The sequence below is a fragment of the Halomonas sp. MMSF_3323 genome (assembly GCF_030733595.1).
GTDB lineage: Bacteria > Pseudomonadota > Gammaproteobacteria > Pseudomonadales > Halomonadaceae > Halomonas > Halomonas litopenaei.
Genome location: NZ_JASHIT010000003.1, coordinates 141,053 through 164,646 on the forward strand (window position 1 = coordinate 141,053; position 23,594 = coordinate 164,646).

Here is a 23,594-nt window from a genome sequence, read left to right on the forward strand (position 1 = left end):
ACCAAGCCGCAGCAGGAGGCAAGATGGCACGCTACTTCAACGACCCCACCCTACCCAGCCCCGAGTTTCCGGGCTCCCATCTGGTCATGGACGAACACTACGTCCATCTGTCGGGGCTGACCGCCGCCGATATCCAGGGCAGTGACGCCATTCTCGGTGACGCCGCCGAAGAAACTCGCTGGATCCTCAGGCGACTGTCTCACCTGCTCGAGCAGGCGGATTGCACCCTGGCCGACACCGTGCGTGTTCAGGTACACCTCACCGACCTGTCGTTGCAACAGGCGGTGGATGATGTCTATTCCGAGTGGTTCGAGGCTGCGCGCTATCCGGCGCGTACCTGCACCGTGTCGCCACAGCTGCATGGCGGCGCCGCAGTGGAGATCACCCTGACCGCCCGGCGGCCCGAGGGGGCATCGCCTGATGAGCCCAGCGAGGGCTGAGTCTTGTCGACCAAGCCTTAGGCGCTGTCCGAAAAGTCGACGAGCGAAGGTTAGACAAGGCAAAAATCGGTGAGAAAGCGCAGTTTACGGGGTGTAAATGAGCATTTTGACCGGGCTGGCGCACCAGCCGATTTTTAACGCCGTATTACCGAGCGCAGGCACTTTTCAGACAAGCCCTAAGCTCCGATCGCGCCAGGCTGAATGGTTCAGGCCAGGATCATCACCACGCAGGCCGCGGTGAGCGCCCCCATCACCCCATTGAACACCCGCCAGGATCGGTCGCTCTTCAACAGGCGGCCGATGGCGGTGCCAAACCCTGCCCACAGAGCGATGCAGGGCAGCCCCACCAGTTCCGCCACGCCCGCCAGCAACAGGGCGTTGACCCAGGGGTTGCCGCCGTCCGGCAGGAACCCCGCCATCAACGCGATACCCATGACCCACGCCTTGGGGTTGGCAAACTGGAACGCCGCCGCCTGCACGAAGGACAGCGGGCGGGCATCGCCTACCCGCAGGTCCGGCGGCGGGGCCGTCGCGATCTTCCACGCCAGGTACAACAGGTACAGGCTGCCGACCAGCTTGAGTCCGCCCTGCACCACCGGATAGCGCTCGAACACCACCCCGAGCCCGAGCGCGATCGAGGCGAACAGCACAAAACAGCCGCCCAGGATGCCGAACAGGTGTGGCAGGGTACGCAGGAAGCCGTAGTTGGCGCCAGAGGCGGTCAGCATCACGTTGTTGGGACCCGGCGTGATGGTCATGGACACCATGAACAGCGCTGCCGGAAGCAGAAAGGCGAGCTGACTAGCGGTCTCTTCCATGATTGTACCCCTACAATTTTTGCATTATGGTGTGAAACAAGGTGAATTGACCCCGATTTTTAAAGCATACTCAGGCAACAATTGCCGTCAAAGAGTTTATTGTCACCATGACAATCTGGGCTCCCTCCCTCGAATTCGACTCCCGCTCGGCCCGCTATCGTCAGATCGCCTCGGCCATCGGCGAGGCCATCGACCAGGGCCAGCTCGCCGCCGGCGATCGACTGCCCCCGCAACGGACCCTGGCCGACGCGCTGGGCGTCACCGTGGGCACCATCACCCGCGCCTACAGCGAAGCCCAGCAACGGGGCTGGGTATCGTCCCGGGTCGGCAGTGGCACCTACGTCAATGACGCCGCCGCCGGAAACAGCCCCTTCGATGTACACGTCGCAGCCGACTCCGATGGCGTGGTCGACATGAGCCTGAGCTTTGCTCCGCCGCACCCCTGGCGTCATCAGTGTCTGCAGCAGGCCCTGGCGGAGGTGACCGAAGACCCGGCCTGCCTTGCCATGGTCGCCGCCTACCAGCCCGACATCGGCACCCGGCAGCACAGAGAGGCGCTGTCACGTTGGCTTGAGGATCTCGGCTTTCCCCTGCACGAGGTGCTGGCGATCACCCAGGGCGGCCAGCACGGCATCGACCTGTGCCTGAGAGCCCTGACCCGCCCCGGCGACAGCGTGGCCGCCGACGCCCTCACCTATCCAGGGTTCAACGCCGCCACCCGCCACGCTCACCTCAAGCCGATGGCGGTACCCCTGGACGACGACGGCATGGACATCGATGCACTGGCACGCCTGTGCCAGCGCCAGGTGCCCCGCCTGGTCTACCTGACCCCGGACCAGAACAACCCCACCAGCGCGGTGCTTTCGCCGCAGCGCAGGGAACAGCTCGTCGCCCTGGCGCGCCGCCATGACTTCTGGCTGATCGAGGACGCCGTCCAGTACCTGCCGCGGGAGGATCGCGGTGTGTCTCTGCTGGAACTGGCGCCGGAACGCACGCTGCAGGTGTTCAGCACCTCCAAGGTGCTTTCCGGTGGCCTCAGGGTCGGCACCCTGCAGATGCCGGCCACCCTGCGCGAGCGCATCGGCAGCCTGCTGCGGGCGCAGTCTTGGATGTGTCCGCCGCTGATGACCGAGGTGGCGCGGCGCTGGATCGCCTCGCCCCGCTACCCCGAACTGCTGGCCTGGCAGACCGCAGAGCTGGCCGCTCGGCAGCATCTGGCACGGGCAAGCTTCGAGGCCCTGACGCCCCGCCATCTCACCCATGGCGCCAACTTCTGGCTACCGCTGCCCGAAGGCCGCCGGGCCAGCGAGGTACAGGCCCTGCTGAAGAGCGAAGGCGTGCTGGTGGCAACGCCTGAACCCTTCTGTACCGGCAGCGAGCCGGCGCCCCAGGCCATTCGCCTGTGCGTGGGCGCCCCCGACAGCCGCGAGTCCCTGCAACAGGCCCTCGCCACCGTGCGACGTGTGCTGGAGCAGGGGGACACCAGCCCCTGGGCAACACTGTAGCGACGGTTCGACACCTGCCTGAATCCGCTGACGTTGTGCACCAGGTCCAGACGTCCATCGACCCATCCCTGCGCTAGCCGACCCGGTCGCCCACCCCGATCATGTCAGTGGCGAAATCTGTATAGAAGATCGGGCACAGTCTGTGACACACCCCGTCACTCCCCCCTGGCGATTCTTGCCTGCCGTTCGACGATAGCCGCCTTGACGCCGCGCCATTGCCCTGCTGTTAATGTATATACATTAAAGTTTCCCCATCATGTTCGGCCACGTCTCGGGAGCTCGCCACCATGCATCGACTCGTCATCACCCCAGGCCAACTCACCCTCCAGGACATGCGTCGGCTCCTCACGTCACCGACAGTGGTGTCTCTGGAACCCTCGGCATGTGCCGCCATCGGCGCCTCGGTGGCGACGGTGGCTGGCGTCATCGACGAGGGGCGCACCGCCTACGGGGTCAACACCGGCTTCGGCCTGCTGGCCCAGACCCGCATCGAGCGCGAACGCCTGGAGGTCCTGCAGCGCTCGCTGGTGCTATCCCACGCCACCGGCGTCGGTGAACGCCTGGACGACGAGCTGGTGCGACTGATCATGACGCTGAAGGTGGCAAGCCTGGCACGCGGCTACTCCGGCATTCGCGGCGAAGTCCTGGACGCCCTGATCACCCTGATCAACACCGAAGTCTGGCCGGTGATCCCCGCCAAGGGCTCGGTAGGTGCCTCGGGCGACCTGGCGCCACTGGCCCATATGAGTCTGGTGCTGCTGGGCGAGGGCCAGGCACGCCACCGTGGCGAGACCCTCTCGGGACGGGACGCCCTGAACGTGGCTGGCCTGTCGCCCCTGACCCTGGCACCCAAGGAGGGCTTGGCGCTGCTCAATGGCACCCAGGTCTCCACCGCGCTGGCGCTGCGCGGTCTGTTCGAGGCCGAAGATCTGTTCGCCAGCGCCACCGTGTGCGGCGCCCTTAGCGTCGAGGCGAGCCTGGCCTCACGGGTTCCCTTCGACGCCCGCATCCACGAACTGCGCGGCCAACCCGGGCAGATCGACGTTGCCAGGGCCTATCGTCACCTGCTCGAGGGCACCAGCGAGGTGGGGGCCTCCCACGCCGACTGTGACCGCGTCCAGGACCCCTACTCGCTGCGCTGCCAGCCTCAGGTCATGGGCGCGGTGCTCGACCAGATCCGCCACGCGGCCAGGGTGCTCGAGATCGAGGCCAACGCCGTCACCGACAACCCGCTGGTCTTCGCCGACAACGGCGACATCCTCTCGGGCGGCAACTTTCACGCCGAGCCGGTTGCCCTTGTGGCCGATAATCTGGCGCTGGCGCTGGCGGAGATCGGGGCCCTGTCGGAGCGACGCATCTCGCTGATGATGGACACCCACATGTCCCGGCTTCCCCCCTTCCTGGTCGAAAACGGCGGCGTGAATTCCGGCTTCATGATTGCCCAGGTGTCAGCCGCCGCGCTGGCCAGCGAGAACAAGGCTCTGGCCCACCCTCACAGCGTCGACAGCCTGCCTACCTCGGCCAATCAGGAGGACCATGTGTCCATGGCGCCGGCGGCGGGACGGCGACTCAAGGAGATGGCGGCCAATGTTCGCGGCGTGCTGGCCATCGAATGGCTGGCAAGTTGCCAGGGCCTCGACATGCGCGAGGGGCTCGCCTCGACACCTTTGCTGGAGCAGGCCCGTCAGCGACTGCGTCGCCGGGTGACCCACTATGACCACGATCGTTACTTCGCACCGGACATCGAGGCCGCCACACGTCTGCTGGACGAAGGCGCATTGTGTGACCTCGTTCTCGACGATCTTCTGCCCAGCCGCGCGCCCTGACTCGACAGGCTTCGCTGGTTCGGACTAAACCGAAAGGATCAATGAACTCAGCCCCAGGTGCCACAAACCCGCCACCAGCGAGAGTCAGCCGATGAATCATGACAAGATGGCCGCCAGACCACACGTCGAGCAACAGAGGCCGCTGCCCCACGCCTTCGTCATCCTCTTCTTTCTCGCCCTGCTGGCGGCCATCGTCACCTGGTTCGTCCCCAGCGGAAGCTTCGAACGCATCACCAACGCCGACGGGCGCTCGGTCATCGTCGCCGGCACCTACCAGGCCATCGACTCCCCGGGCATCGGTCCCTTCGAGTTCTTCAACGCCTTCTTCGAAGGAATGAAGAGCGGCTCGTCGATCATCTTCTTTCTGGTCATCGTCGGCGGTACCTTCGGGGTCCTGAGACGCTCCCGCGCCATCGAAGGGCTGGTCCACTTCCTGCTGGTGAAGCTCAAGGGCCGCGAGATCCTGATCATCCCGCTGATGATGACCTTCTTCGCCCTGTGTTCCGGCACCTACGGCATGATCGAGGGCAGCATCGTCTACATCTTCATCCTGCTGCCGCTGGCGCGACGTATCGGCTACGACGCCGTGGTCGCCGCCGCTATCCCGTTGATCGGCACCGCCATCGGATACACCGGCTCCTTTCTCAATCCCTTCAACGTCGGCGTCGCCCAGAGCATCGCCGAATTGCCGCTGTTTTCCGGCATGGGCTACCGCTTCGTCTGCTGGCTTGCGTTCGTCGCCCTGAGCATCGGCTACGTGATGTTCTACGCCCGTCGCGTGCAGGCAAGGCCAGAGCGCAGTGTGGTCTACGGCCTGGCCCCGCCCGATGAAGAAGGACCGGGCGATCACGTCGACCTGACCCCTCGCCACCTGCTGATCCTCGGCGCCTTCGCCCTGGCCCTGGTGGCGATCATCGCCGGAGTCAGTGCCTTCGGCTGGTACCTCAAGGAGATGGCCGGCGTCTTCCTGCTGCTGGGTATCGTCACCGGACTGCTCGCCGGTATGCGAGCCAACACCATCGCCGGGGCCTTTTCCACCGGCTGCAAGGACATGATGGACGGCGCCCTGGCGGTGGGCCTGGCCTTCACCATCGTGGTCATCGTGCAACACAGCGAGATCATCGACACCATCATCCATTCGCTTTCCACACTGATCGGCGACACCTCGGCGTCGGCCGCAGCACTGGGCATGTTCGCCATGCAAAGCGCGATGAACTTCATCGTCACCTCGGGCAGCGGCCAGGCGGCGCTGACCATGCCCATCATGACGCCCATCGCGGACCTCGCAGAGGTCCACCGCCAGGTCGCGGTGCTGGCCTTCCAGTTCGGCGACGGCATCTCCAATGCCTTTACTCCTACCGCCGGCTGGTTGATGGCGGGACTCACCATCGCCGGCATTCCCTGGAGCCGCTGGATGCGTTTCATGCTGCCGCTGATCGCCCTGCTCTATGCCCTCGGCGCTGTGCTCATCCTGCTGGCGACCCTGGTGGTCTGGCCCCTCGCCTGACGGTCTGCACTCACGGAGCCTCGTCTTGACCAGCAACACGCTACCCTTGAGCCTTGCGATGATCGAACGCCTGGTGGCCTTCGACACCACCAGTCATCGCTCCAACCTTGAACTGATCAACGACGTCGCCGGCTGGCTCGAGGCGCGTGGGGCAGCGGTGACCCTGCTCTACAACGACAGCGGCGACAAGGCCAACCTGATCGCCGAATTCGGCCCCCGCGATGCCCCGGCCCTGCTGGTTTCCGGCCACACCGACGTGGTGCCGGCGAGCCACGCGGACTGGCGCGTCACCGCTCCGTTCACTCCGAAACGCCACGCTGAACGCCTCTACGGTCGCGGTACGGCGGACATGAAGGGATTCATCGGCGTGGCCCTGACCAAACTGGCCGCTTGGCAGGCAGAGCACTCGCGTCACTCGGTGTTGCTGGCGCTGTCCTTCGACGAAGAGGTCGGGTGCCTGGGTGCCCCGCTGATGCTGCCGTTTCTCGAGGCCCACAAGGAACGCCTGCGGGGCATCATCGTCGGCGAGCCCACCGCGATGCGCATCGCCAACGCCCACAAGGGCCACGTCGGCATGCGCGCCACCATCGAGGGTGTGGGAGGCCACTCGGGCTACCCGGGGCGAGGCGTCAACGCCATCGATGTCGGCGCGGGCGTGGTTGCGCAGATCCGCCAGCTGGCACGGGAAAAGCGCCTGATGTCGCTCACCGATCAGCGCTTCGATCCCCCCTACTCCACGGTCCACGTCGGGCTGATCGAGGGTGGCAGCGCGCTGAATCAGATCCCCGAGCACTGCCGCATCGACTTCGAGATGCGCCCGCTGCCCGGGCAGCCCGCCATGGAAATCCTCGAGCGCCTGCGCAAGGACTTTCCCAGTGGCCTGGAGCGCGACCTGATCGGCCTTGGCCGTCGCGCCAGACTGACCCTGGAATGCCGCGGCCAGTACCCACCGCTGGACGAACGCCGCCAAGGCTACCTGTCATGGATCGCCGAGCTGGCCGAATGCAGCGTAGAACCGTTGGCGCTCGGCTTCGGCTGCGAGGCCGGGCTGTTCGCCCAGCTGGGCGTCCCTACCGTGATCTGCGGCCCCGGCAGCATCCATCAGGCCCATCAGCCAGACGAGTTCATCGCCTTCGATCAGATCGTGAAGTGCGAGGGCTTCTTCGACCGGCTGTTGTCACAGCTGTCCTTTCCTCTTCCTGACTTCCACCGCCTGGAGGCCCCATGAACCTGCGCATCCATCCCGACACCATGGTCAGCGACGAAGACGTCGCCGCCTTCCAGCGCGACGGCGCCATCTGTCTACGCGGCATCTTCTGCCCTCAGGAGCTCAAGCGACTGGCGGAGGGCATCGAGGACAACCTGCGCGATCCCAGCCCCCGGGCCAAGGTCGCCAGTCGACCCGATGACCCAGGCTGGTTCTTCGAGGACTTCTGCAACTGGCAGACCAACGAAGCGTATCGAGGTTTCATCTTCGACTCGCCGCTGGGGCTTATCGGGCAACGCCTGATGGGCTCACGCCAGGTACGCCTCTACCACGACCATCTACTGGTCAAGGAACCGGGCACGCGCCAGCGTACCCCCTGGCACCAGGACCAGCCCTACTACAACGTGGAAGGCAGTCAGAACGTCAGCATGTGGCTACCGGTGGATCCGGTATCCCGGCCGGCCACCCTGGAGTTTGTGGCCGGGTCCCACAAGGGGCCCTGGCTGATGCCACGGACCTTCATGGACCACCAGGCCAGCTGGTTCCCCGAGGGTAGTCTGGCCGAGCTGCCTGACATCGAGGCTAAGCGTGAGCGCTACTCCATCCTTGGCTGGGCGCTGGAACCCGGCGACGCGGTCTTCTTCAACATGCTGACCCTGCACGCCTCAGGTGGCGTCAGCGGCCCTCATCGCCGTCGCGCTTTCTCGGTGCGCCTGCTGGGTGACGACATGGTCCACGCACCGCGGGCCTGGACCACCTCGCCGCCCTTTCCCGGCCTCACCGACGAACTGCCCGCGGGCAGCCCCATGGAGCACCCGCTGTTTCCGCTGCTGGCAGGATGATCTTTCCCGCCGGCCAGCTTGGCGGGGCATAGGGGCAAGACGACGTCACCTACCCGCGCGGGAGACGTTCGGTCGCGCCGCAGCACGTCACTCCACCGGGAAGGCGAACGCCAGCGCGATCCGGTTCCAGGCGTTGATGGAGACCACCAGCGCCGTCACGTTGACCTGCTCTTCGGGGGTAAATTCCGCGGCCAGGCGGATGTAGTCGACGCCGCCGATCTCCTGGCCGCTGACCAGCGTCAGCGCCTCGGTCCAGGCCAGCGCTGCCTGTTCACGGCGACTGAAGAGCTGGGTCTCTCGCCACGCCGACAGAACATCCAGACGCGACTGCTGCTCACCGTCCTCGCGTGCTTCCTGGCTGTGCATGCGCAGACAGAAGGCGCAACCGTTCAGCTGGGAGGCGCGCAGCTTGATCAGGTGCACCAGCTCAGACTCGATGCCCGCCTCGGCCACGGCACGCTCGAGTTCCACCAGGGACTTGGCCAGCATCGGCTGGTGGCGAAAGACGTCGGCCCGGGTCAGACGTTGATCTTTCATTCGGGACTCCTCACAGGACGGGAAAGGAGGTAGTCTTTGCGCGTTTAAATTCCTTACCGCTGGCCGCCTGATGGCGCCTGTCTGCCCCGAGCGATGGCCCTGCCATGGCCTCCAGCGTCAACGCCGACAATGAGACCGTCCTAGATGTGGTTCCAGAGCACCCTTCGCCTCGCTGCCCGCCCCCGGGGCTTTCACCTGATCACCGATGAGGTCGTTCAGGCACTGCCGGACCTGCCGAGCATGCGCATCGGCCTGCTCCACGTCTTCATCCAGCATACCTCGGCATCGCTGACCATCAACGAAGACGCCGATCCCACGGTACGTGGCGACTTCGAGCGTCACTTCAATGTGATGGTGCCGGAGAACGCACCCTACTACCGTCACGCCCAGGAGGGCAGCGACGACATGCCGGCCCACCTCAAGGCCAGCCTGCTGGGGCCCTCACTCAGCATTCCCGTCACCGAGGGGCGCCTGGCGATGGGCACCTGGCAGGGTATCTATCTGTGCGAGCACCGCGACCACGGCGGGCCTCGTCAGCTTGTGCTGACCTTGAACGGCGAGCGCACCCGCTGGCGCCCGGAACAGGCGATGCCCGACCCCTACCGCCGTCGCAACTAAGTCACCCTGCTGTCGCCATCAGCGGGCCCCGCATGCGCAGCAACGGCCGCGAACCCTGCAAGGCTGTCGCCGGTCATCCTCGCTGCTGCTTCTGCTCCTTCCTTGCCTTCTCGGCTTGCTTGACCCGGTTCAGGACTTCGCCAAGCGTCGGTAATCCGGTTGTTCGTTGCAGCGCCACAGGTACCAGGACGCCACCGAGCGCCAGGGCCTGCAGGGTTCGCACAGCTCGCGGGTCTCCCTTGGCGTCGGCATGCGTTCCCAGCCAAACAGGTAGCGCGCGCCGTCGCGGATGCCCAAGTCATCCACCGGCAGGATATCGGGACGTCCAAGGGTGTTGATCAGCATCATCTCGACGGTCCAGCGGCCGATACCCTTGATGGCGGTGAAACGCTTGATCAGCTCTTCGTCCTCGATCTCGGCGGCCTGTTCGCGGTTGGGGATTCGACCGTCCAGTGCCGCCTCGGCGAGGCCCTGGAGGGTCGCCTGCTTGCGTGCCGAGAAGCCACAGGCTCGGAGCTCCTCCGAGGAGAGCTCGGACAGTTGCCGGGGACTGGGGAAATCCTGCCCCGGGAACAGCGCCGTCAGACGGCCGACAATCGCCGCCGCCGCCTTGCCATGGAGCTGCTGATAGGCCACCGCCCTGGACAACGACTCGTAGGGGCTGCGATCGAGGGCGGTGGTCAGTCCGCAGTCGCCCACCCGATCGATCAGCCCCGCCCAACCGTCATCCAACTGGCGCAGATGGGCCTGGGCAGGACCCAGGTGTACGGCGATATCGTGTACTTGCATAGAGGTTCCTTGTCGTCAGGGCGCTCGCTTGAACCGAGCGACACACGCCTTTGGTTTCAGACCTTTGTCGTAGACAAGCCAGGCGCCTGTCAATCCTCGCCCACGCGCTTCAAAAAAAGCGACATCCGGGATGTACCCGCACCGCGACCCGCGTATACTTTGTTGCACTGCGAAACGCCGATATAGCCGACTCGCGTCTCACGCGTCGAAGGCCTGGACGCCTGGCTTCAGCGCCTTCGAGCATGACGCCGCAGATGCTGATCGCCGGGACATCCGTATCCAGCGTACAGGCGCTATTCGCAAGCCCAATTTGCAAGACCTGTTCGCAAGCCCAATTTGCAAGACCTGTTCGCAAGCCCTATCCGCTCCCCCTGGCCCAACCGGCCAGGGCGTAGCACACCACGCTCAGGACCGAACTCCCGCGATGGACACGTCACAATCGCCTCCCCCGTCACACCAGCGCCTGACCTCCTCGGGTGATGCGACGGGCCGAGCCGATGTGCCTGCTGCTGCCCCCCTTTTACGGCCTCGAGCCAGCGCTCGAGCCGACACGACTCACCCATCCTACCTAGAGGCCTCCCTCCATGTCGGTGTACGACACCCTTTGCCTGCTCGCCGCGATGGCGATGGTGATCTCCCTGATCAACGGCAAGATCGGAAAATTTCAGACCACCATCGCGATCACTGCTGGCGCTCTGATACTGTCGCTGGCCATCGTCATCGCCGGTCACGCGGGCTGGTTCGCCCTCGACGAAACCGCTAAAACCGCCATCAATCAGTTGAATTTCGAGGATTTCCTGCTGAAGGGCATCCTCGGATTTCTGCTGTTTGCCGGTGCGCTGGGGATCAAGCTCCCCCACCTGCGTGACCAGAAGTGGGAAATCGCCATCCTTGCCATGGGCAGCACCCTGTTTTCGACCTTCTTCATCGGCTACAGCCTGTGGCTGCTGGTGGGCTGGCTGGGTATCGACTTCGATCTGATCTACTGTCTGCTGTTCGGCGCCCTGATCTCTCCCACCGATCCCATCGCGGTGCTCGCCATCGTCAAGAAGATGAACGCGCCCCGGCGCATCTCGACCCAGATCGAGGGCGAGTCGCTGTTCAACGACGGCTTCGGTCTGGTGCTCTTCGTCACCCTGTTCGCCGTCGCCTTCGGCGGCACCACCCCCACGGTGACCAGCGTCGGCCACCTGTTTCTGCAGGAGGCGCTCGGCGGCATCGTATACGGCTTCGTGCTCGGTCAGCTGTTTCACCAGTTGATCCGTCACACCGACGACCACTCCATGGAATTGATGCTCACGCTGCTGGTGCCCACCACCGGCTACGTGTTCGCCGAGTTTCTCGAGGTCTCCGGCCCCCTGGCCATGGTGGTGGCCGGCATCATCATCGGCAACCGTACCCGTCGCAAGGGCTTCTCCGAGGAGTCCCGGCAGCATCTCGACCACTTCTGGGAGCTGGTCGACGAGTTCCTCAATGGCGTGCTGTTCCTGCTGATCGGCATGACCATGCTGTCGTTCAGCTTTCACCCGGAGGACTGGGTGCTGATGATCGCCGCCGTGCCGCTGGTGCTGCTGTCGCGCTATCTGAGCGTGCGCCTGGCCTACCTGGGCTTCCGGCGCTTTCGTCGCTACAACCCCTACTCGGTGCGCATCCTGACCTGGGGCGGACTGCGTGGTGGTCTGGCGCTGGCCATGGCGATGTCGATTCCGTCGGGGATCACCGTGATTCCCGAAAAGAACATCGACGTGCGCGAGATCATCCTGGTAATGACCTACTCGGTGGTGGTGTTTTCGATCCTGATCCAGGGATCCAGCATCACCCCCTTGATCAAGCGCGCCAAGGTCTGGGAAACCGAGCAATTCAGGCGTAGCAAGCGCAGCTGATCCGGCGTGCGGCGCCAGCCGAGCTATCCCCTCCCTTGAAGAAAACACGGCCCCGGACAGTTCAAGTGTCCGGGGCCGCCTCGTCTCGACCACCCGGCAGCGCCAGCACCTGGACTTGCCGCGCCTGCGGGACCGTCGTGACCGGCTGGTGATCACGCGGCCTTACGTCGGTTGCGCCACCAGGGCAAGATTACGCGGGGTCAGCGCGCGCGGGCAGAACTGGCTCAGACTGACCTCGAAGCCGGCCTCCTCGAGCCACAGGGCCCGGTCCAGCACCAGCCACACCTCCAGCGGCCGGCGAAACAGATGGCGCACCAGCTCGAGTCGATTGACCCGCTGCAGGCACGCTTCGCCACGACGTCGATAGGCGTCCCAGTCGATCCCGTCGGGCACTGTCAGTCCCTTCTCCCGGGCGGCCCAACGACAGAAGTCCTCGAAGCGCTCCGGCATCCTGCCGTAGGCCAGACTCGGCACCGCCAGATAGTCGTCGACTCCGCGCAGCCGGCGCTGAAGAGCATCGAAACCCAGTCGCCAGGCGTTCGCCTGTTCACGCTTGCGTCGCTCTCCCTGGCTGGCGGTCACGGTCTCCTGCACCGACAGCGCCAGCGACTCTCGATCCAGCGACAGACCATGGCGCTCTGCCTGTTGCTGCGCCTGACGCGACAGGGGGCGATAGATCTTGTCACGGGTACGCTGGTAGCAGCAGGGAGCCAGACTGATCGCCACCTTCTGTTCACGTGCCAGCTCCAGCAGGCGCACGTGAAGATCGCCACAGGCATGCAGCGCCACCACCCGATCGGCGTCACCGAGGTGCCGGCTCACGCTGGGCGCCATCACGTCCTGCTCGACCAGCGTCACCTCCAGTCCCTGCCGCTCGGCCAGCGCCTGGCCGCTTTCGCACAGCGCCGGCTGCCACTCCAGCGCGCAAATGGAGCCGTCGTGGCGGCGCGCCAGCAGACGCGAAAGATGTCCCTTGCCGGCACACCACTCGACAAGCCGCTGCCCCTGGCCGATGGCCACCTGGGGCGCAAAGGCCAGCATCTGCTGCCACTTGCGACCTCCCACGTGGGCCGCCCACGCCTCGGGCGCCTGGATCGGCGGCGCTCCATCGGGAACCCTGACCAGGCGCGCCAGTTCATCCACCGGTAGCCAGGCGGCCAGCGGCGAGGCATCGAAAGGCCTCTGCTGCAAGCGCTGGCACCGAGCGTCGTCCAGCGCCTGCAGGCAAGCGGCGACATCGCCGGCGGGCGCCCGCTCGGGCCAGGGAGTCCCGGCATGGGTAAAGGGCGCCGGCGACCAGAGCCAGTGCCAGTCGGCGAGCAATCGGGTCAAGGCCTCGAGGCGCTCGGCGTGGAGCGAGGGAGTGTTCATGCGGTCGCGAAGATCATGGTAGCTAAAGGTGGGTGTTGGGCGATGGACAGTGGACGGCGTGCGTCATGGTACCAGCAGGCCGCAGGCGGGACATCGATCAAGCGATGGGCAGACCACACTGGATCGTCGGCGCCGGGGCGGCTAGCCTGAACCTTTTCGACTCTCGCTTCGGTCTGGTTTCGGCGTCGTTCCGGTCCGAAGCTGCGCTGGTTCCGCTCTTGTTCACTCTTGGTTCTCTCTTGATTCACGCTGGATTCACGCTGGCTCCGCTCATGCCCCTTCTGCGATTTCGACCGTCACATCGCTGCTCTCTCCCACGCCGATGGACGATGCCGAGGCTGGCTACTCTGACGATACTGTTGGTGCTCGGCCTCGATGCCCAGGCATCCTGCACCAACACTGCAACAGGCGCTGGCCTGGCGCCCGGCGACTGGATCACGCCCGGCGACTGGATCACGCCCGGTGACGCTCGCCCCCATACGGCGCCGACGATGGGCTGGCCGATGCTCGCCCGCCAGCAGGTGGTCCTGCTGGGTGAACAGCACGATCGTCCCGACCACCATCGATTCCAGCTGGCGAGCCTGGCCGCCCTGCACGCCCATCAGCCGGATCTGGCCATTGGCCTTGAGATGCTGCCGAGAGAAAGCCAACCGGCACTGGACGCCTGGATCGCCGGTGACATCGATGAGGCCGCCCTGCTCGAGCAGAGCCAGTGGTACCGCTACTGGGGCTTCGACCCCGAGCTGTACCTGCCGGTGCTGCGCTTTGCCCGGGACCAGGCGCTGCCGCTGAAGGCACTGAACGTCACCCCTGAGCTGCGCCAACGGCTGGTCGAGGATGGCGTCTCCACACTGCCGCCGGCACAACGCCACGGCATTCCCGAACCCGTACCGGCCATGCCGTCCTACCGTGAACGGCTCGAGGCGAGTCTCGAGGAACACGCCCTGGAACTTGCTGGCGAAGGCTTTGGCGAGGGCTTCGACGACGACATGATCGACGGCTTCGTCTACGCCCAGCAGGTGTGGGACATGGCCATGGCCCAGGGGCTCGCCGCCCTGGTCGAAGATGGCCACCTGGCGGTGGGCCTGGTGGGAATGGGTCACGCCAGCCACGGCGAGGGAATCGAGGCACAGCTTAAGAGCCTGGGTATCGCCGATGTCGCGAGCCTCTTGCCGCTGTCTGCCGACGACGCCTGCGAGGCCGAAGCGGGACTTGCCGACGCCGTCTTTGTGGTACGCGAAGACAAGCAGAGCGAGGGGCCGCGACTCGGGGTAGGTGTCGAATCAAGCGAGGACCGACCGGGCCTGGTGGTGACCGAGATGGTACCGAACAGTCCCGCCGAGGCTGCGGGGCTGCGCGTCGGCGACCGCATCCTGAACTTTGCCGGGCATGGCATCGCGCATCCCTACCAGCTCAAGGCACTGGTGCCTCGCGTACTGCCAGGCACCCAGGCCAGCATCACGGTGACGCGCGATCACCAGCGCCAGACGCTAACGGTGCGTTTCCCGATCGTGGAACCCGCTCTGGACGTCGAGCGAGGTGAAGGGACTCGACAGCACCAGCGACCCGCACTGCAACAAGAGCAGCAACAAGAGCAGGAGCCCCAAGAATAGCGCTCCGACATTCAACGCCGCCGGTCGGTATCCAGCTCGACCAGACGGCGAGCCAATTCCTCTAGCTGATGCGGGGCGAAGACCTCGATGCCTGCGTCGCGCAACAGCGCGGCGGTCACGCCTTCACCGGCGATCCTGCTGCCACTGAAGCGGCCATCGTACACCTGGGTGCTGCCACAGGACGGACTGGCATCGGTCAACAGCGCCAACCGGCAGTGGTAGCGCCTGGCGGTGGCGAGCGCTCGCCTGGCGCCCGCCACAAAGGCCTCGGTGGGATCACCGCCGTCGATATCGACGATCCTGAGCTCGCCTGCCAGCACCTGAGCGCCGCTGCCTCCTGCGATCTCCGCCGCGGGCCGCGGTGTGGGCAGGCCTCCCGCCACCTCGGGGCACACCGGCACCAGCCGCCCCTGGTCACGCCACAGCGCCAAACGCTCGTCGCCGAGCCACTTGTGCCCGGCGTCATATCGCACCGGATCCCCGAGCAGGCAGGCGCTGACCAGAAGTGGGGTCAGTTCTGCGGCGGCGGATGATGATTTCGGGCCCATCGTATCTACTCGTTCTACACAAGAGAGGGCGCAAGGGCGGCGACGACAGTCCCATGGTGCACCGGACCTGGACACAAACCAAGCCCGGTGCCGCCTCGGCGGCACCCGTGGTAAGCTCGCGTCTCGCAACATCAGCCAACCTTCAGTGAAGTTCAGGAGTCATCCCATGGTCCAGGCCACCGCCCGCCACATCCTCGTCGACAGCGAAGAAAAGTGCCAAACCCTCAAGACCGAGATCGAGAACGGTCGTGATTTTGCCGAGGTTGCCCGCGAGCACTCCTCCTGCCCGTCCGGCCGCCAGGGCGGCGACCTGGGCAGCTTCGGCCCCGGCCAGATGGTGCGTGAGTTCGACGAGGTCGTCTTCTCCGCCGACCTCAACAAGGTGCAGGGCCCGGTGAAGACCCAGTTTGGTTATCATCTGCTGGAAGTCACCAGCCGCGGCTAGGCTTGCCAAAAAGGCGCCTGCGCCTGGCGACCTTTCGACCGAGCCTCAGACCCGCCTGGGTAGCAACGACAACGCCGCGAGAGATCGCGGCGTTGTCGTGTCGGCGTGTCGAATAATCCGCAGGGCACGATCCGAGCGGGGCTATCAGAGCGGGGCTATCAGAGCGATACCGTCAGAGCGATACCGTCAGAGCGATACCGTCGGAACGACGCTATCAGAGCGACACTGACAGGGTCATTCCACCCGGGTCAGGGGTTCGCCCCGGGTGTGGATCATCACCACGATCAGTTCCGCCGGTGTGTCGTCGCTGGCATTGACCAGCTGTACGTGGCGCACGCCCTCGGGTTCTCGCCATTCGTCTCCGGGGCCAAAGCGTTCTTCTTCCCCGCCTTCGAGCTGCGAGATCACCTCGCCGGTGGCCACCTTGACGTAGGCCGGCCCTGCGTGACGGTGAGGCGGCAGGCTGGCCCCCGGGTCCAGGGTGACCAGCACCATGGTCGAGATCAGATTCGAGTCATCGGACACCCACTTCTGCTGCATGATGTTCTGGGACACGCTCGGCGTCACCTGCTCGCCCGCCTGCGCCGACGCCTGGGGCGAGACCGCGACCATCAGCGCCAGGCCGAGCCCCAGCAGCACCAGCGATCGCCAGGGTGACTGCGCCAGCGCCACTGCCCTGCTCGCCATTAGCTGACTTGCCAATGCACTGCTTGCCATAGCACCGCTTGCGATTGCTCTGCTTGCCATTGCTTCAGCCACATTTTTTTTATACGTCAGGGGGGACACTCGAGCCATGGATCGATCCTCTTGCCGAAGACGCCGTTGAATTGGGAATCCTTAAGTGGCGCTACGGCGGCCTTCCTTACACGAGTCTGTCCAACGCACATCGTCGAACACCGTGTTCCACGCGTGACTGCCGGTTCTTGCACAGTCTCTTGGGAGAATTCACCCGCCTGGTCCGCTGGGCTGGGTTAGCCTAGGCAAAAAAACAAGAACCAATGAACCGCGACGCTATCTGTTACCCGATGATGAGGACACCCCTATGCCGATCACCGACACTCCCGACCGTTACGGCAGCATCAGTCGTTTCTTCCATTGGGCCATCGCCGCGCTGGTGGTGTGGCAGCTCGTTACCGCCAGCGCCAGGTTCCTGTTCGAGGACTCCTGGCTGGATGAACTGCTGTGGGGCAGCCACAAGCCCGTGGGATTGACGATTCTGGTACTGATGCTGCTACGCGTGAGCTGGGCGCTGATCAACCAGCGGCGTCGCCCGGCACGGGTCAACCTGGCGTCGCACCTTGGCCATGTCGCGCTCTATGGACTGCTGATTCTCATCCCCTCCATCGCGCTCCTTCGCCAGTACGGCTCCGGCCGCGCCTTCTCGCCTTTCGGCATCGAACTGATGGCCGGCTTCGAAGGAGACGAGATCGCCTGGATGGAGGCCCCCGCCAACCTGCTCCATGGCTGGCTGGGCTGGGCCCTGTTCGCCCTCGCTCTCGGCCATGTGGTAATGGCGGTGCTCCATCGCGTCAGCCGCCACAGTCCCGACGTACTGCCGCGGATGACCAACGTCACCCCACGCGACTGAGACGCGCCGGGACGGCGCCCGACTGTGTGCAGATCAGAGCGGTCGCGATAGGATGGGCGGGGTCAATCGATAAGGACGTCTCCATGCCTCGCCCGCATCCCTCAGCATCTCTATCCGCCCGGGTCGCACCCGGGCGGCCTGTACCCGCCGCCGAAGGGGCCCAGACATGAGCGCCCCGATCATCGACGTCAAGGGACTGACCAAGGTCTACAGCGGCGGTTTCGAGGCGCTCAAGGGCATCGATCTTGAGATTCGTCGCGGCGAGATCTTCGCCCTGCTCGGACCCAACGGCGCCGGCAAGACCACCCTCATCAGCGTCATCTGCGGCCTGGTCAATCCGTCCTCCGGGCGTGTGCTGGTCGATGGCCATGACATCCTCGACGACTTCCGCGCCGCCCGCTCGCGCATCGGGCTGGTGCCCCAGGAGTTGACCAGCGAGGCTTTCTCCACCGTCTGGGATACCGTCTCCTTCAGCCGCGGCCTGTTCGGCAAGCCGAAGGACCCGGCGCATATCGAGAAGGTACTGCGCCAGCTGAGCCTGTGGGAGAAACGCAAGAATCGCCTGATCACCCTGTCCGGCGGCATGAAACGACGAGTACTGATCGCCAAGGCGCTGGCCCACGAGCCCCAGGTGCTGTTTCTCGACGAACCCACCGCCGGGGTCGACGTCGAACTGAGGCGCGACATGTGGGAGGTGGTACGTGGACTCAGGCAGAGCGGCGTCACCATCATCCTCACCACCCACTACATCGAAGAAGCCGAGGAAATGGCCGAGCGCATCGGCGTGATTCGCGCAGGCGAACTGGTGCTGGTCGAGGACAAGCAGACACTGATGGCGAGCCTGGGGCGCAAGGAGCTGACCCTGCACCTGCGCGAACCGCTCTCCCAGTTGCCCGAGGCGCTCGCCCACCGCAGCCTGACCCTGGCCGATGACGGCCACGCTCTGGTCTATCGCTACGACGGTGCCGACGACGGCGAAGGCGCCATCGCCGACCTGCTGGGCGAGGTCGACGCCGCCGGCATCACCTTCAAGGACCTGCACACCCGTCAGAGCTCGCTGGAAGAGATCTTCGTCAATCTGGTCAAGGAACGGACATGAACCTCACCTCGGTCAAGACGCTGTATCGGGCCGAAATGGCCCGCAGCCTGCGCACCATCCTGCAGAGCGTGGTCTCTCCGGTGCTGTCGACCTCGCTGTACTTCGTGGTGTTCGGCTCGGCCATCGGGTCACGCATCAGTGAGGTCGAGGGCATTCCCTACGGGGCCTTTATCGTGCCTGGGTTGATCATGCTGATGCTGCTGACCCAGAGCGTCTCCAACGCCTCTTTCGGGATCTTCTTTCCACGCTTCTCCGGCTCCGTCTACGAAATCCTGTCGGCGCCGATCTCGCCGCTGGAGATCGTGCTGGGCTTTGTCGGCGCCGCCGCCACCAAGTCGATCGTCCTGGGGCTTATCGTGCTGGGCACCGCCAGCCTGTTTGTGCCCTTTACCATCGAGCATCCACTGATGATGCTGCTGTTTCTGGTGCTCACCGCCCTGACCTTCAGCCTGCTCGGCTTCATCATCGGTATCTGGGCCGACGGCTTCGAGAAGCTCCAGCTGGTGCCACTGCTGGTGATCACCCCGCTGACCTTCCTCGGCGGCACCTTCTACTCCATCGACATGCTGCCACCGCTATGGCAGACGGTGACCCTGTTCAATCCGGTGGTCTATCTGGTGTCGGGCTTTCGCTACAGCTTCTACGGGCTCGGTGACGTCAGCGTGTGGATCAGCCTGGGCATGATCCTGTTGTTCATGGCCGTGGCCCTGGTGGTGATCCACGCCATCTTCAGAAGCGGCTATCGACTCAAGCCCTGAATAAAGGGACCTTTTCGACCCACCCTGTCGCTTGCGTTATCATCTGCCGCCGCCCCCTGCCCACGAGGTCCCCATGCCGATATCCGCCTGTGTCATCCAGCGCCTCGAGAAGAGCGCCAGCGACAGTCCGGCGACCCTTGTGCCCGCAAGCGAACTGCATCCCGACAGTGACGCCCTGGACAGCCTGGTCACCCGCCTGACCGATGCCTACCACGGCAAGGCCAAGCGCTGGGGACGGCTCAATGAGCATACTGTCGCGGTGAGCGACGTAGCGCAGGACGCTGTGGGCGCCAGCGATGCCTCTGTTGACGAGCCCCCTGTTGACGAGCCCCCGGCTGATGATACCCCGCCTTGGGACGACGCCGCGGCTGAACCCACCGGCCCGGTCGCCACGTCCAGCCGCTTCCCGGCCGAGTTCAAGGCCTACCTTCAGGACGAACGCGACCTGCAGACGCTCGCGGCGTCTCTGGGTGAAGCGATCAAGAAACTGGTCGACGACCACCTGCCCACCGGTGGGCACCTGATCCTCGCCGACCAGCGCCAGGGCGAAACCCGTCACCTGTTTCTGGCGCTGGTGCACCATCGTGACGGCTTCGTCATCGGTGAGGATGGCCGCGTCGCCATTACCGGTCAGGTCAACCACAGCCAGATGTCGCTGGCCTTTCGCCTCAACCTGACCCAATGGCAGGAAGGCGGCCCGTCGAGCCAGTACCTGTCACTGCTGGCCGACCGTGGTGCGCGCAAGCTGGCGGACGACCTGCAGGCGCTGCTCGGCGCCAGCGAAGGGGTCGACCCGAAGAGCGAGACCCGCACCCTGCTCAAGGCGTTCAGCGACTACGTGGAGCGCGAGGACATGGCCGAGGAGACCTCCCGCGAGAAGACCGACGCGCTGATCGACTACGCCCAGGATCAGGCCAGCCGTGGTGAGGCCATGACCCTGGACGAGCTGTCCGCGCTGGTGGACGACGACAAGCCGCGGGCTTTCTACGAGCACATCCGCAACGCCGACTACGGGCTGTCGCCGGAGATTCCGCCGGACAAGCGCACCCTGAACCAGTTCCGCCGCTTCACCGGCCGCGCCGAGGGCGTCTCGATCAGCTTCGACTCCCATCTGCTCGGCAACAGCATCGAGTACGACGAAGAGCGCGACCGGCTGATCATCAAGAAGCTGCCCAACAAGCTCAAGGAACAGCTCCAGGGCGGCTAAAGGTCCTCTATCAGGGCCAAGAAGGCTCGCCAGAAGAGCCTTCTTGGCTCTGCTTCAGCCTCAGTGCATGACGATCCCTGGCCAACGACGGGAGCGGCGCCCATCGGGTCCTCCTGTCGTCGCTCTTCTCGCTGCATCCAGTCCCTTCCCGCAACTCACCTCTCTTGTCGCAACGCCCCTTTCTGCAGCTCCTCTTGCTGCAACGTCCCTTGCCACAACGCCCCTTTCTGCAGCTCCTCTTGCTGCAACGTCCCTTGCCACAACACCTCTTCCCACAACGCCCCTTTCTGCAACGTCCCTTGCCACAACACCTCTTCCCACAACGCTTCATGCCGCAACGCCATGGGCCCTGCATTGCGGGCATGCGCATCTCTTGAATCATTTTAGAGCGATCACTCAAAAATAGTTTGAGTGATCGCTCAATGACCGTTAGGGTGACGACGCGACATCGCAAAGGTCAGTCCGTGACCTCAGGTACATCGACGCACCGCCACCAAGGTGCAAGGGAGATGAGCAACGTGAGCGACGTAATGGAACATGTCGAAACGCGCCATACTTGGATCGAAGGCCATCGCCTCGCCTACAAGGAGATGGGACAAGGCCAGCCGCTGCTGCTGATCCACGGCATTCCGACCAACAAGTTGATGTGGCGGCATGTGATGCCGGAACTAGCCCGGCAGTATCGCGTGATCGCACCGGATATGCTCAATTACGGCGAGTCGGACATGCCCACGGATGCCGACGTCTCCATCAATGCCCAGGCCCGCCTCCTCGTGAAGCTGATGGATGCCTTGGGAGTGCCCAGCGCCGACATCGTCTCCCACGACATCGGTGGTGGCGTCAGCCAGCTGATCGCGGTCAACCATCCAGAGCGGGTACGCCGCCAGGTACTCATCGACAGCGTGTGCTTCGATTCCTGGCCGATACCAGAGTTCAAGCAGATGCTGGAGCCGGGGGTCGAGGCGTCCACCAGCGTCGAGGAGTTCATCGCGACCATGCGCGACTTCATGCCCAAGGGCGTCCACGATCCCGAGGCGGCGACCGAGCGCCTGAAGGAAATCTACGTCGAGCCGTGGAACAGCACCGAGGGCAAGGCGGCCTTCTTCCGCAACATGCGCCGCCTCAACAAGGAATACACCCAGGCCATCGCCGGTGAGCTGAAGAACCTCGAGATCGCTACCCTGGTGCTATGGGGCGACAAGGACAACTTCCAGAAGCCGGACTACGCGCCGATGCTGGCGGATGCCATACCCGGCGCCAGACTTGAGTGGATCAAGGACGCCGGCCACTGGGTGACCGACGAGCAGCCGGAGGCGACCAGCCGTCATATCCTCGAATTTCTCGACAGGTCTGCCTAGACCTCGACCACACGATCCAGGCGCAGGTCATCCTCCGGGCGCTCGCCGGGATAGCCGCCGGGCACGGCCACCACGCGGGTGTCCCCCACCGTCAGCATCACCGGGTCGTGGACGTGGCCGTGGACCCACAGCGCCACGCCCTCCATCAACGCCTCGAGGCGCGAGGCGAAGGCCGGCGACAGCGGGTCGCCCTGATAGTGGGCGGGAATGCACTCGGCCAGGGGGGCGTGGTGGCTGACCACCACCGTGGCACCGCCAAACGGCCTGGCGAGCTCGGCCTCAAGCCAGGCCCGGTTCTGGCGGTGCAGCTCGACGCTGCGTTCCGGCGAGAAGACCTCACCTTCGGGTTCTTCGATGACCGCGAAGTCGGGCATCTGTCGCAGTGCAGCGGACAGCGTCTCGGTGGGAATATCCTGCGGGTCGGGACGCTCATCGTAGAGCGCGAAGTCGGTCCACAGTGTCGTGCCCAGAAAGCGCACGCTGCCGAGTTCCAGCCGTGCGTTGTCGAGCAGGTGAATGCCAAGCTCCCCGGCCCGTGTGGCCATCTCCCGGCGCAGGGCGCCCATGCGGTGCTCGTAGAATTCGTGATTGCCGGGCACGTAGATCACCGGCTGATCCGCAAAGCGCCTGGCCGCCCACTCGAGCCCCTTGAGCCCGAGGTGAATGTCCCCGGCCAGGATGACCGCGTCGGCTTCGACTTCCGGCAACTCACGATCTCCGTCGAAGTGTTCCAGGTGCAGGTCGGACAGTATTCTCAGGCGCATGGTGTCGCCTCCCGGTTCCCGGCTAGAGGTTACGCTCGGTCAGGGCAAGCCTCGCGCCCAATCCCACGAACAAGGCACCCAGCCCTCGTTCACACCATAGCCCAAGCCTGCGACTGCCGCGCAGGGCCTTGGCCAGCCGGGCCCCGGCGATCACCAGCGGAGGCTCGACCACGGCCGCCACCAGGATGATGGCCAGCCCGTGCAGCGCCAGCTGCAGGCTGACCGGCCCTGCCCCGTCCACCACGAACTGGGGCAGGAAGGCCAGAAAGAAGATCGCGACCTTGGGGTTGAGCAGCGAGATCATGATTCCCTGGCGGTAGATGCGGGCGCCGCTGGCAGGAACCACAGGCGCCGTGGCGGTGTCCTCTGTCCCCCGCGCCAGCAGCGACTTGAGCCCCAGCCACACCAGATAGGCGGCGCCCACCCACTTCACCAGACTGAAGGCCAGCGCCGAGGTGGCGAGGATCGCCGACAGACCCAACGCGGCCATGATGACGTGCAGCCCCGCCCCGCTCCATACCCCGAACATGGCGGCAAAGCCGCCACGGCGGCCATGGCGTGCGGTCTGGCCCAGCACGTAGGCCATGTCCGGCCCCGGGGAAAGGTTGAGCAGCAGTGCCGCCGACAGAAACGTGACCCAGTGGGCCAGGGAGTACTCGAGCATCGCGGTCTTGGCCTGGATAAAGATGGAGTATCGAATAAAGGAACACGCCAGACGCCCCGATGGGGGCATGGGGTGAATCCCCAGACTAGGTCGCGCGTCCGGGCGCGTCCACACTATCAGTTGAGGGAGCACGACCGACTGACGCATGCTAGACGCTTCCCCCCACTCACGCCCCCCCCCTGGCACTGGCCAACCGGGGTGTCACGA

23 protein-coding genes are annotated in these 23,594 nt (G+C 65.0%); 15 read left to right on the forward strand and 8 right to left on the reverse strand.

The features are described from left to right. Window positions 1–23 precede the first annotated feature (23 nt). A complete protein-coding gene (locus RBB39_RS02450; protein ID WP_045995003.1) occupies window positions 24–440 on the forward strand; it encodes a RidA family protein in 417 nt (138 codons plus the stop codon). Between the two features lie 206 nt (window positions 441–646). Here the strand turns inward: RBB39_RS02450 and RBB39_RS02455 are convergent, their stop codons facing one another. Continuing rightward, window positions 647–1,258, reverse strand: a complete 612-nt coding sequence (locus tag RBB39_RS02455) for a LysE family translocator (protein WP_045994283.1) — start codon at window positions 1,256–1,258, stop codon at window positions 647–649. A 107-nt stretch (window positions 1,259–1,365) separates the two neighbouring features. Between RBB39_RS02455 and RBB39_RS02460 the strand changes: the two genes are divergently transcribed. The 5 genes from RBB39_RS02460 (at window position 1,366) to RBB39_RS02480 (ending at window position 8,145) form a co-directional block, all read left to right on the forward strand. Beyond that, entirely contained in the window at window positions 1,366–2,763 is a 1,398-nt protein-coding gene (locus RBB39_RS02460; protein WP_045994282.1) for a PLP-dependent aminotransferase family protein, read from the forward strand. A gap of 287 nt (window positions 2,764–3,050) precedes the next feature. Further along, the gene (gene hutH, locus RBB39_RS02465; protein WP_045994281.1) at window positions 3,051–4,589 is read left to right on the forward strand and encodes a histidine ammonia-lyase; all 1,539 of its coding nucleotides are present in this window, start codon (window positions 3,051–3,053) and stop codon (window positions 4,587–4,589) included. 91 nt (window positions 4,590–4,680) lie between these two features. Continuing rightward, complete coding sequence (locus RBB39_RS02470; RefSeq protein ID WP_052704477.1) at window positions 4,681–6,096, forward strand: YfcC family protein; 1,416 nt, start codon at window positions 4,681–4,683, stop codon at window positions 6,094–6,096. A 25-nt stretch (window positions 6,097–6,121) separates the two neighbouring features. After that, the gene (gene argE, locus RBB39_RS02475) at window positions 6,122–7,324 is read left to right on the forward strand and encodes an acetylornithine deacetylase (protein ID WP_162197843.1); all 1,203 of its coding nucleotides are present in this window, start codon (window positions 6,122–6,124) and stop codon (window positions 7,322–7,324) included. Beyond that, window positions 7,321–8,145 (forward strand): phytanoyl-CoA dioxygenase family protein, encoded by an 825-nt coding sequence (locus tag RBB39_RS02480; protein WP_045994279.1) that lies wholly within the window; start codon window positions 7,321–7,323, stop codon window positions 8,143–8,145. The genes argE and RBB39_RS02480 overlap by 4 nt, the downstream gene beginning before the upstream one ends. 87 nt (window positions 8,146–8,232) lie before the next feature. On the opposite strand, the gene RBB39_RS02485 is transcribed toward RBB39_RS02480, so the two are convergent. After that, on the reverse strand, window positions 8,233–8,682 hold the full coding sequence (locus RBB39_RS02485) for a carboxymuconolactone decarboxylase family protein (protein WP_045994278.1): 450 nt from the start codon (window positions 8,680–8,682) through the stop codon (window positions 8,233–8,235). 144 nt (window positions 8,683–8,826) lie between these two features. Between RBB39_RS02485 and RBB39_RS02490 the strand changes: the two genes are divergently transcribed. After that, window positions 8,827–9,300, forward strand: a complete 474-nt coding sequence (locus RBB39_RS02490; RefSeq protein ID WP_045994277.1) for a secondary thiamine-phosphate synthase enzyme YjbQ — start codon at window positions 8,827–8,829, stop codon at window positions 9,298–9,300. A gap of 129 nt (window positions 9,301–9,429) precedes the next feature. On the opposite strand, the gene RBB39_RS02495 is transcribed toward RBB39_RS02490, so the two are convergent. Further along, the gene (locus RBB39_RS02495) at window positions 9,430–10,089 is read right to left on the reverse strand and encodes a DNA-3-methyladenine glycosylase (protein WP_045994276.1); all 660 of its coding nucleotides are present in this window, start codon (window positions 10,087–10,089) and stop codon (window positions 9,430–9,432) included. A gap of 584 nt (window positions 10,090–10,673) precedes the next feature. Between RBB39_RS02495 and RBB39_RS02500 the strand changes: the two genes are divergently transcribed. Further along, the gene (locus RBB39_RS02500) at window positions 10,674–11,972 is read left to right on the forward strand and encodes a sodium:proton antiporter (RefSeq protein ID WP_045994275.1); all 1,299 of its coding nucleotides are present in this window, start codon (window positions 10,674–10,676) and stop codon (window positions 11,970–11,972) included. 162 nt (window positions 11,973–12,134) lie between these two features. Here RBB39_RS02500 and RBB39_RS02505 read toward each other — a convergent pair whose 3' ends face one another. Then, window positions 12,135–13,343, reverse strand: a complete 1,209-nt coding sequence (locus RBB39_RS02505) for a methyltransferase (protein WP_045994274.1) — start codon at window positions 13,341–13,343, stop codon at window positions 12,135–12,137. Window positions 13,344–13,672: 329 nt separating this feature from the next. On the opposite strand from RBB39_RS02505, the gene RBB39_RS02510 reads away from it, so the two are divergent. Next, window positions 13,673–14,956, forward strand: a complete 1,284-nt coding sequence (locus RBB39_RS02510; RefSeq protein WP_052704476.1) for a ChaN family lipoprotein — start codon at window positions 13,673–13,675, stop codon at window positions 14,954–14,956. Between the two features lie 11 nt (window positions 14,957–14,967). Here the strand turns inward: RBB39_RS02510 and RBB39_RS02515 are convergent, their stop codons facing one another. Beyond that, window positions 14,968–15,504 carry a DUF523 domain-containing protein gene (locus RBB39_RS02515; protein WP_306168742.1) on the reverse strand — a complete coding sequence of 179 codons (537 nt, stop codon included), beginning with the start codon at window positions 15,502–15,504 and terminating at the stop codon, window positions 14,968–14,970. Window positions 15,505–15,670: 166 nt separating this feature from the next. On the opposite strand from RBB39_RS02515, the gene RBB39_RS02520 reads away from it, so the two are divergent. Continuing rightward, the gene (locus RBB39_RS02520) at window positions 15,671–15,949 is read left to right on the forward strand and encodes a peptidylprolyl isomerase (protein ID WP_045994272.1); all 279 of its coding nucleotides are present in this window, start codon (window positions 15,671–15,673) and stop codon (window positions 15,947–15,949) included. Window positions 15,950–16,183: 234 nt separating this feature from the next. On the opposite strand, the gene RBB39_RS02525 is transcribed toward RBB39_RS02520, so the two are convergent. Continuing rightward, window positions 16,184–16,636 (reverse strand): cupin domain-containing protein, encoded by a 453-nt coding sequence (locus tag RBB39_RS02525; RefSeq protein ID WP_045994271.1) that lies wholly within the window; start codon window positions 16,634–16,636, stop codon window positions 16,184–16,186. Between the two features lie 355 nt (window positions 16,637–16,991). Between RBB39_RS02525 and RBB39_RS02530 the strand changes: the two genes are divergently transcribed. From RBB39_RS02530 to RBB39_RS02550, 5 genes are all read left to right on the forward strand, one after another. Further along, window positions 16,992–17,537 (forward strand): cytochrome b, encoded by a 546-nt coding sequence (locus RBB39_RS02530; RefSeq protein ID WP_045994270.1) that lies wholly within the window; start codon window positions 16,992–16,994, stop codon window positions 17,535–17,537. A 166-nt stretch (window positions 17,538–17,703) separates the two neighbouring features. Next, window positions 17,704–18,636: an ABC transporter ATP-binding protein gene (locus RBB39_RS02535; RefSeq protein ID WP_045994269.1), complete on the forward strand. Its 933-nt coding sequence runs from the start codon at window positions 17,704–17,706 to the stop codon at window positions 18,634–18,636. Continuing rightward, entirely contained in the window at window positions 18,633–19,394 is a 762-nt protein-coding gene (locus RBB39_RS02540; protein WP_108132729.1) for an ABC transporter permease, read from the forward strand. Before RBB39_RS02535 ends, RBB39_RS02540 begins: the two co-directional genes overlap by 4 nt. Before the next feature lie 73 nt (window positions 19,395–19,467). Then, window positions 19,468–20,601 (forward strand): nucleoid-associated protein, encoded by a 1,134-nt coding sequence (locus RBB39_RS02545; protein ID WP_052704474.1) that lies wholly within the window; start codon window positions 19,468–19,470, stop codon window positions 20,599–20,601. A gap of 509 nt (window positions 20,602–21,110) precedes the next feature. Beyond that, window positions 21,111–21,959, forward strand: a complete 849-nt coding sequence (locus RBB39_RS02550; RefSeq protein ID WP_239452595.1) for an alpha/beta fold hydrolase — start codon at window positions 21,111–21,113, stop codon at window positions 21,957–21,959. Here RBB39_RS02550 and RBB39_RS02555 read toward each other — a convergent pair. Both RBB39_RS02555 and RBB39_RS02560 read right to left on the reverse strand, forming a co-directional pair. Beyond that, a complete protein-coding gene (locus RBB39_RS02555; RefSeq protein WP_045994266.1) occupies window positions 21,956–22,723 on the reverse strand; it encodes a metallophosphoesterase family protein in 768 nt (255 codons plus the stop codon). The genes RBB39_RS02550 and RBB39_RS02555 overlap by 4 nt on opposite strands. Before the next feature lie 22 nt (window positions 22,724–22,745). Then, window positions 22,746–23,387 carry a LysE family translocator gene (locus tag RBB39_RS02560; RefSeq protein ID WP_045994285.1) on the reverse strand — a complete coding sequence of 214 codons (642 nt, stop codon included), beginning with the start codon at window positions 23,385–23,387 and terminating at the stop codon, window positions 22,746–22,748. Between the last annotated feature and the right edge of the window lie 207 nt (window positions 23,388–23,594).

What these genes read in the sequence shown, in the direction of transcription:
- RBB39_RS02450 (WP_045995003.1), top strand. Translation starts at nt 24, where the DNA reads ATGGCACGCTACTTCAACGACCCCACCCTACCCAGCCCCGAGTTTCCG.
- RBB39_RS02455 (WP_045994283.1), bottom strand. Translation starts at nt 1,258, where the DNA reads ATGGAAGAGACCGCTAGTCAGCTCGCCTTTCTGCTTCCGGCAGCGCTG.
- RBB39_RS02460 (WP_045994282.1), top strand. Translation starts at nt 1,366, where the DNA reads ATGACAATCTGGGCTCCCTCCCTCGAATTCGACTCCCGCTCGGCCCGC.
- hutH (WP_045994281.1), top strand. Translation starts at nt 3,051, where the DNA reads ATGCATCGACTCGTCATCACCCCAGGCCAACTCACCCTCCAGGACATG.
- RBB39_RS02470 (WP_052704477.1), top strand. Translation starts at nt 4,681, where the DNA reads ATGAATCATGACAAGATGGCCGCCAGACCACACGTCGAGCAACAGAGG.
- RBB39_RS02480 (WP_045994279.1), top strand. Translation starts at nt 7,321, where the DNA reads ATGAACCTGCGCATCCATCCCGACACCATGGTCAGCGACGAAGACGTC.
- RBB39_RS02485 (WP_045994278.1), bottom strand. Translation starts at nt 8,682, where the DNA reads ATGAAAGATCAACGTCTGACCCGGGCCGACGTCTTTCGCCACCAGCCG.
- RBB39_RS02490 (WP_045994277.1), top strand. Translation starts at nt 8,827, where the DNA reads ATGTGGTTCCAGAGCACCCTTCGCCTCGCTGCCCGCCCCCGGGGCTTT.
- RBB39_RS02495 (WP_045994276.1), bottom strand. Translation starts at nt 10,089, where the DNA reads ATGCAAGTACACGATATCGCCGTACACCTGGGTCCTGCCCAGGCCCAT.
- RBB39_RS02500 (WP_045994275.1), top strand. Translation starts at nt 10,674, where the DNA reads ATGTCGGTGTACGACACCCTTTGCCTGCTCGCCGCGATGGCGATGGTG.
- RBB39_RS02505 (WP_045994274.1), bottom strand. Translation starts at nt 13,343, where the DNA reads ATGAACACTCCCTCGCTCCACGCCGAGCGCCTCGAGGCCTTGACCCGA.
- RBB39_RS02510 (WP_052704476.1), top strand. Translation starts at nt 13,673, where the DNA reads ATGCCGAGGCTGGCTACTCTGACGATACTGTTGGTGCTCGGCCTCGAT.
- RBB39_RS02515 (WP_306168742.1), bottom strand. Translation starts at nt 15,504, where the DNA reads ATGGGCCCGAAATCATCATCCGCCGCCGCAGAACTGACCCCACTTCTG.
- RBB39_RS02520 (WP_045994272.1), top strand. Translation starts at nt 15,671, where the DNA reads ATGGTCCAGGCCACCGCCCGCCACATCCTCGTCGACAGCGAAGAAAAG.
- RBB39_RS02525 (WP_045994271.1), bottom strand. Translation starts at nt 16,636, where the DNA reads ATGGCGAGCAGGGCAGTGGCGCTGGCGCAGTCACCCTGGCGATCGCTG.
- RBB39_RS02530 (WP_045994270.1), top strand. Translation starts at nt 16,992, where the DNA reads ATGCCGATCACCGACACTCCCGACCGTTACGGCAGCATCAGTCGTTTC.
- RBB39_RS02535 (WP_045994269.1), top strand. Translation starts at nt 17,704, where the DNA reads ATGAGCGCCCCGATCATCGACGTCAAGGGACTGACCAAGGTCTACAGC.
- RBB39_RS02540 (WP_108132729.1), top strand. Translation starts at nt 18,633, where the DNA reads ATGAACCTCACCTCGGTCAAGACGCTGTATCGGGCCGAAATGGCCCGC.
- RBB39_RS02545 (WP_052704474.1), top strand. Translation starts at nt 19,468, where the DNA reads ATGCCGATATCCGCCTGTGTCATCCAGCGCCTCGAGAAGAGCGCCAGC.
- RBB39_RS02550 (WP_239452595.1), top strand. Translation starts at nt 21,111, where the DNA reads ATGAGCAACGTGAGCGACGTAATGGAACATGTCGAAACGCGCCATACT.
- RBB39_RS02555 (WP_045994266.1), bottom strand. Translation starts at nt 22,723, where the DNA reads ATGCGCCTGAGAATACTGTCCGACCTGCACCTGGAACACTTCGACGGA.
- RBB39_RS02560 (WP_045994285.1), bottom strand. Translation starts at nt 23,387, where the DNA reads ATGCTCGAGTACTCCCTGGCCCACTGGGTCACGTTTCTGTCGGCGGCA.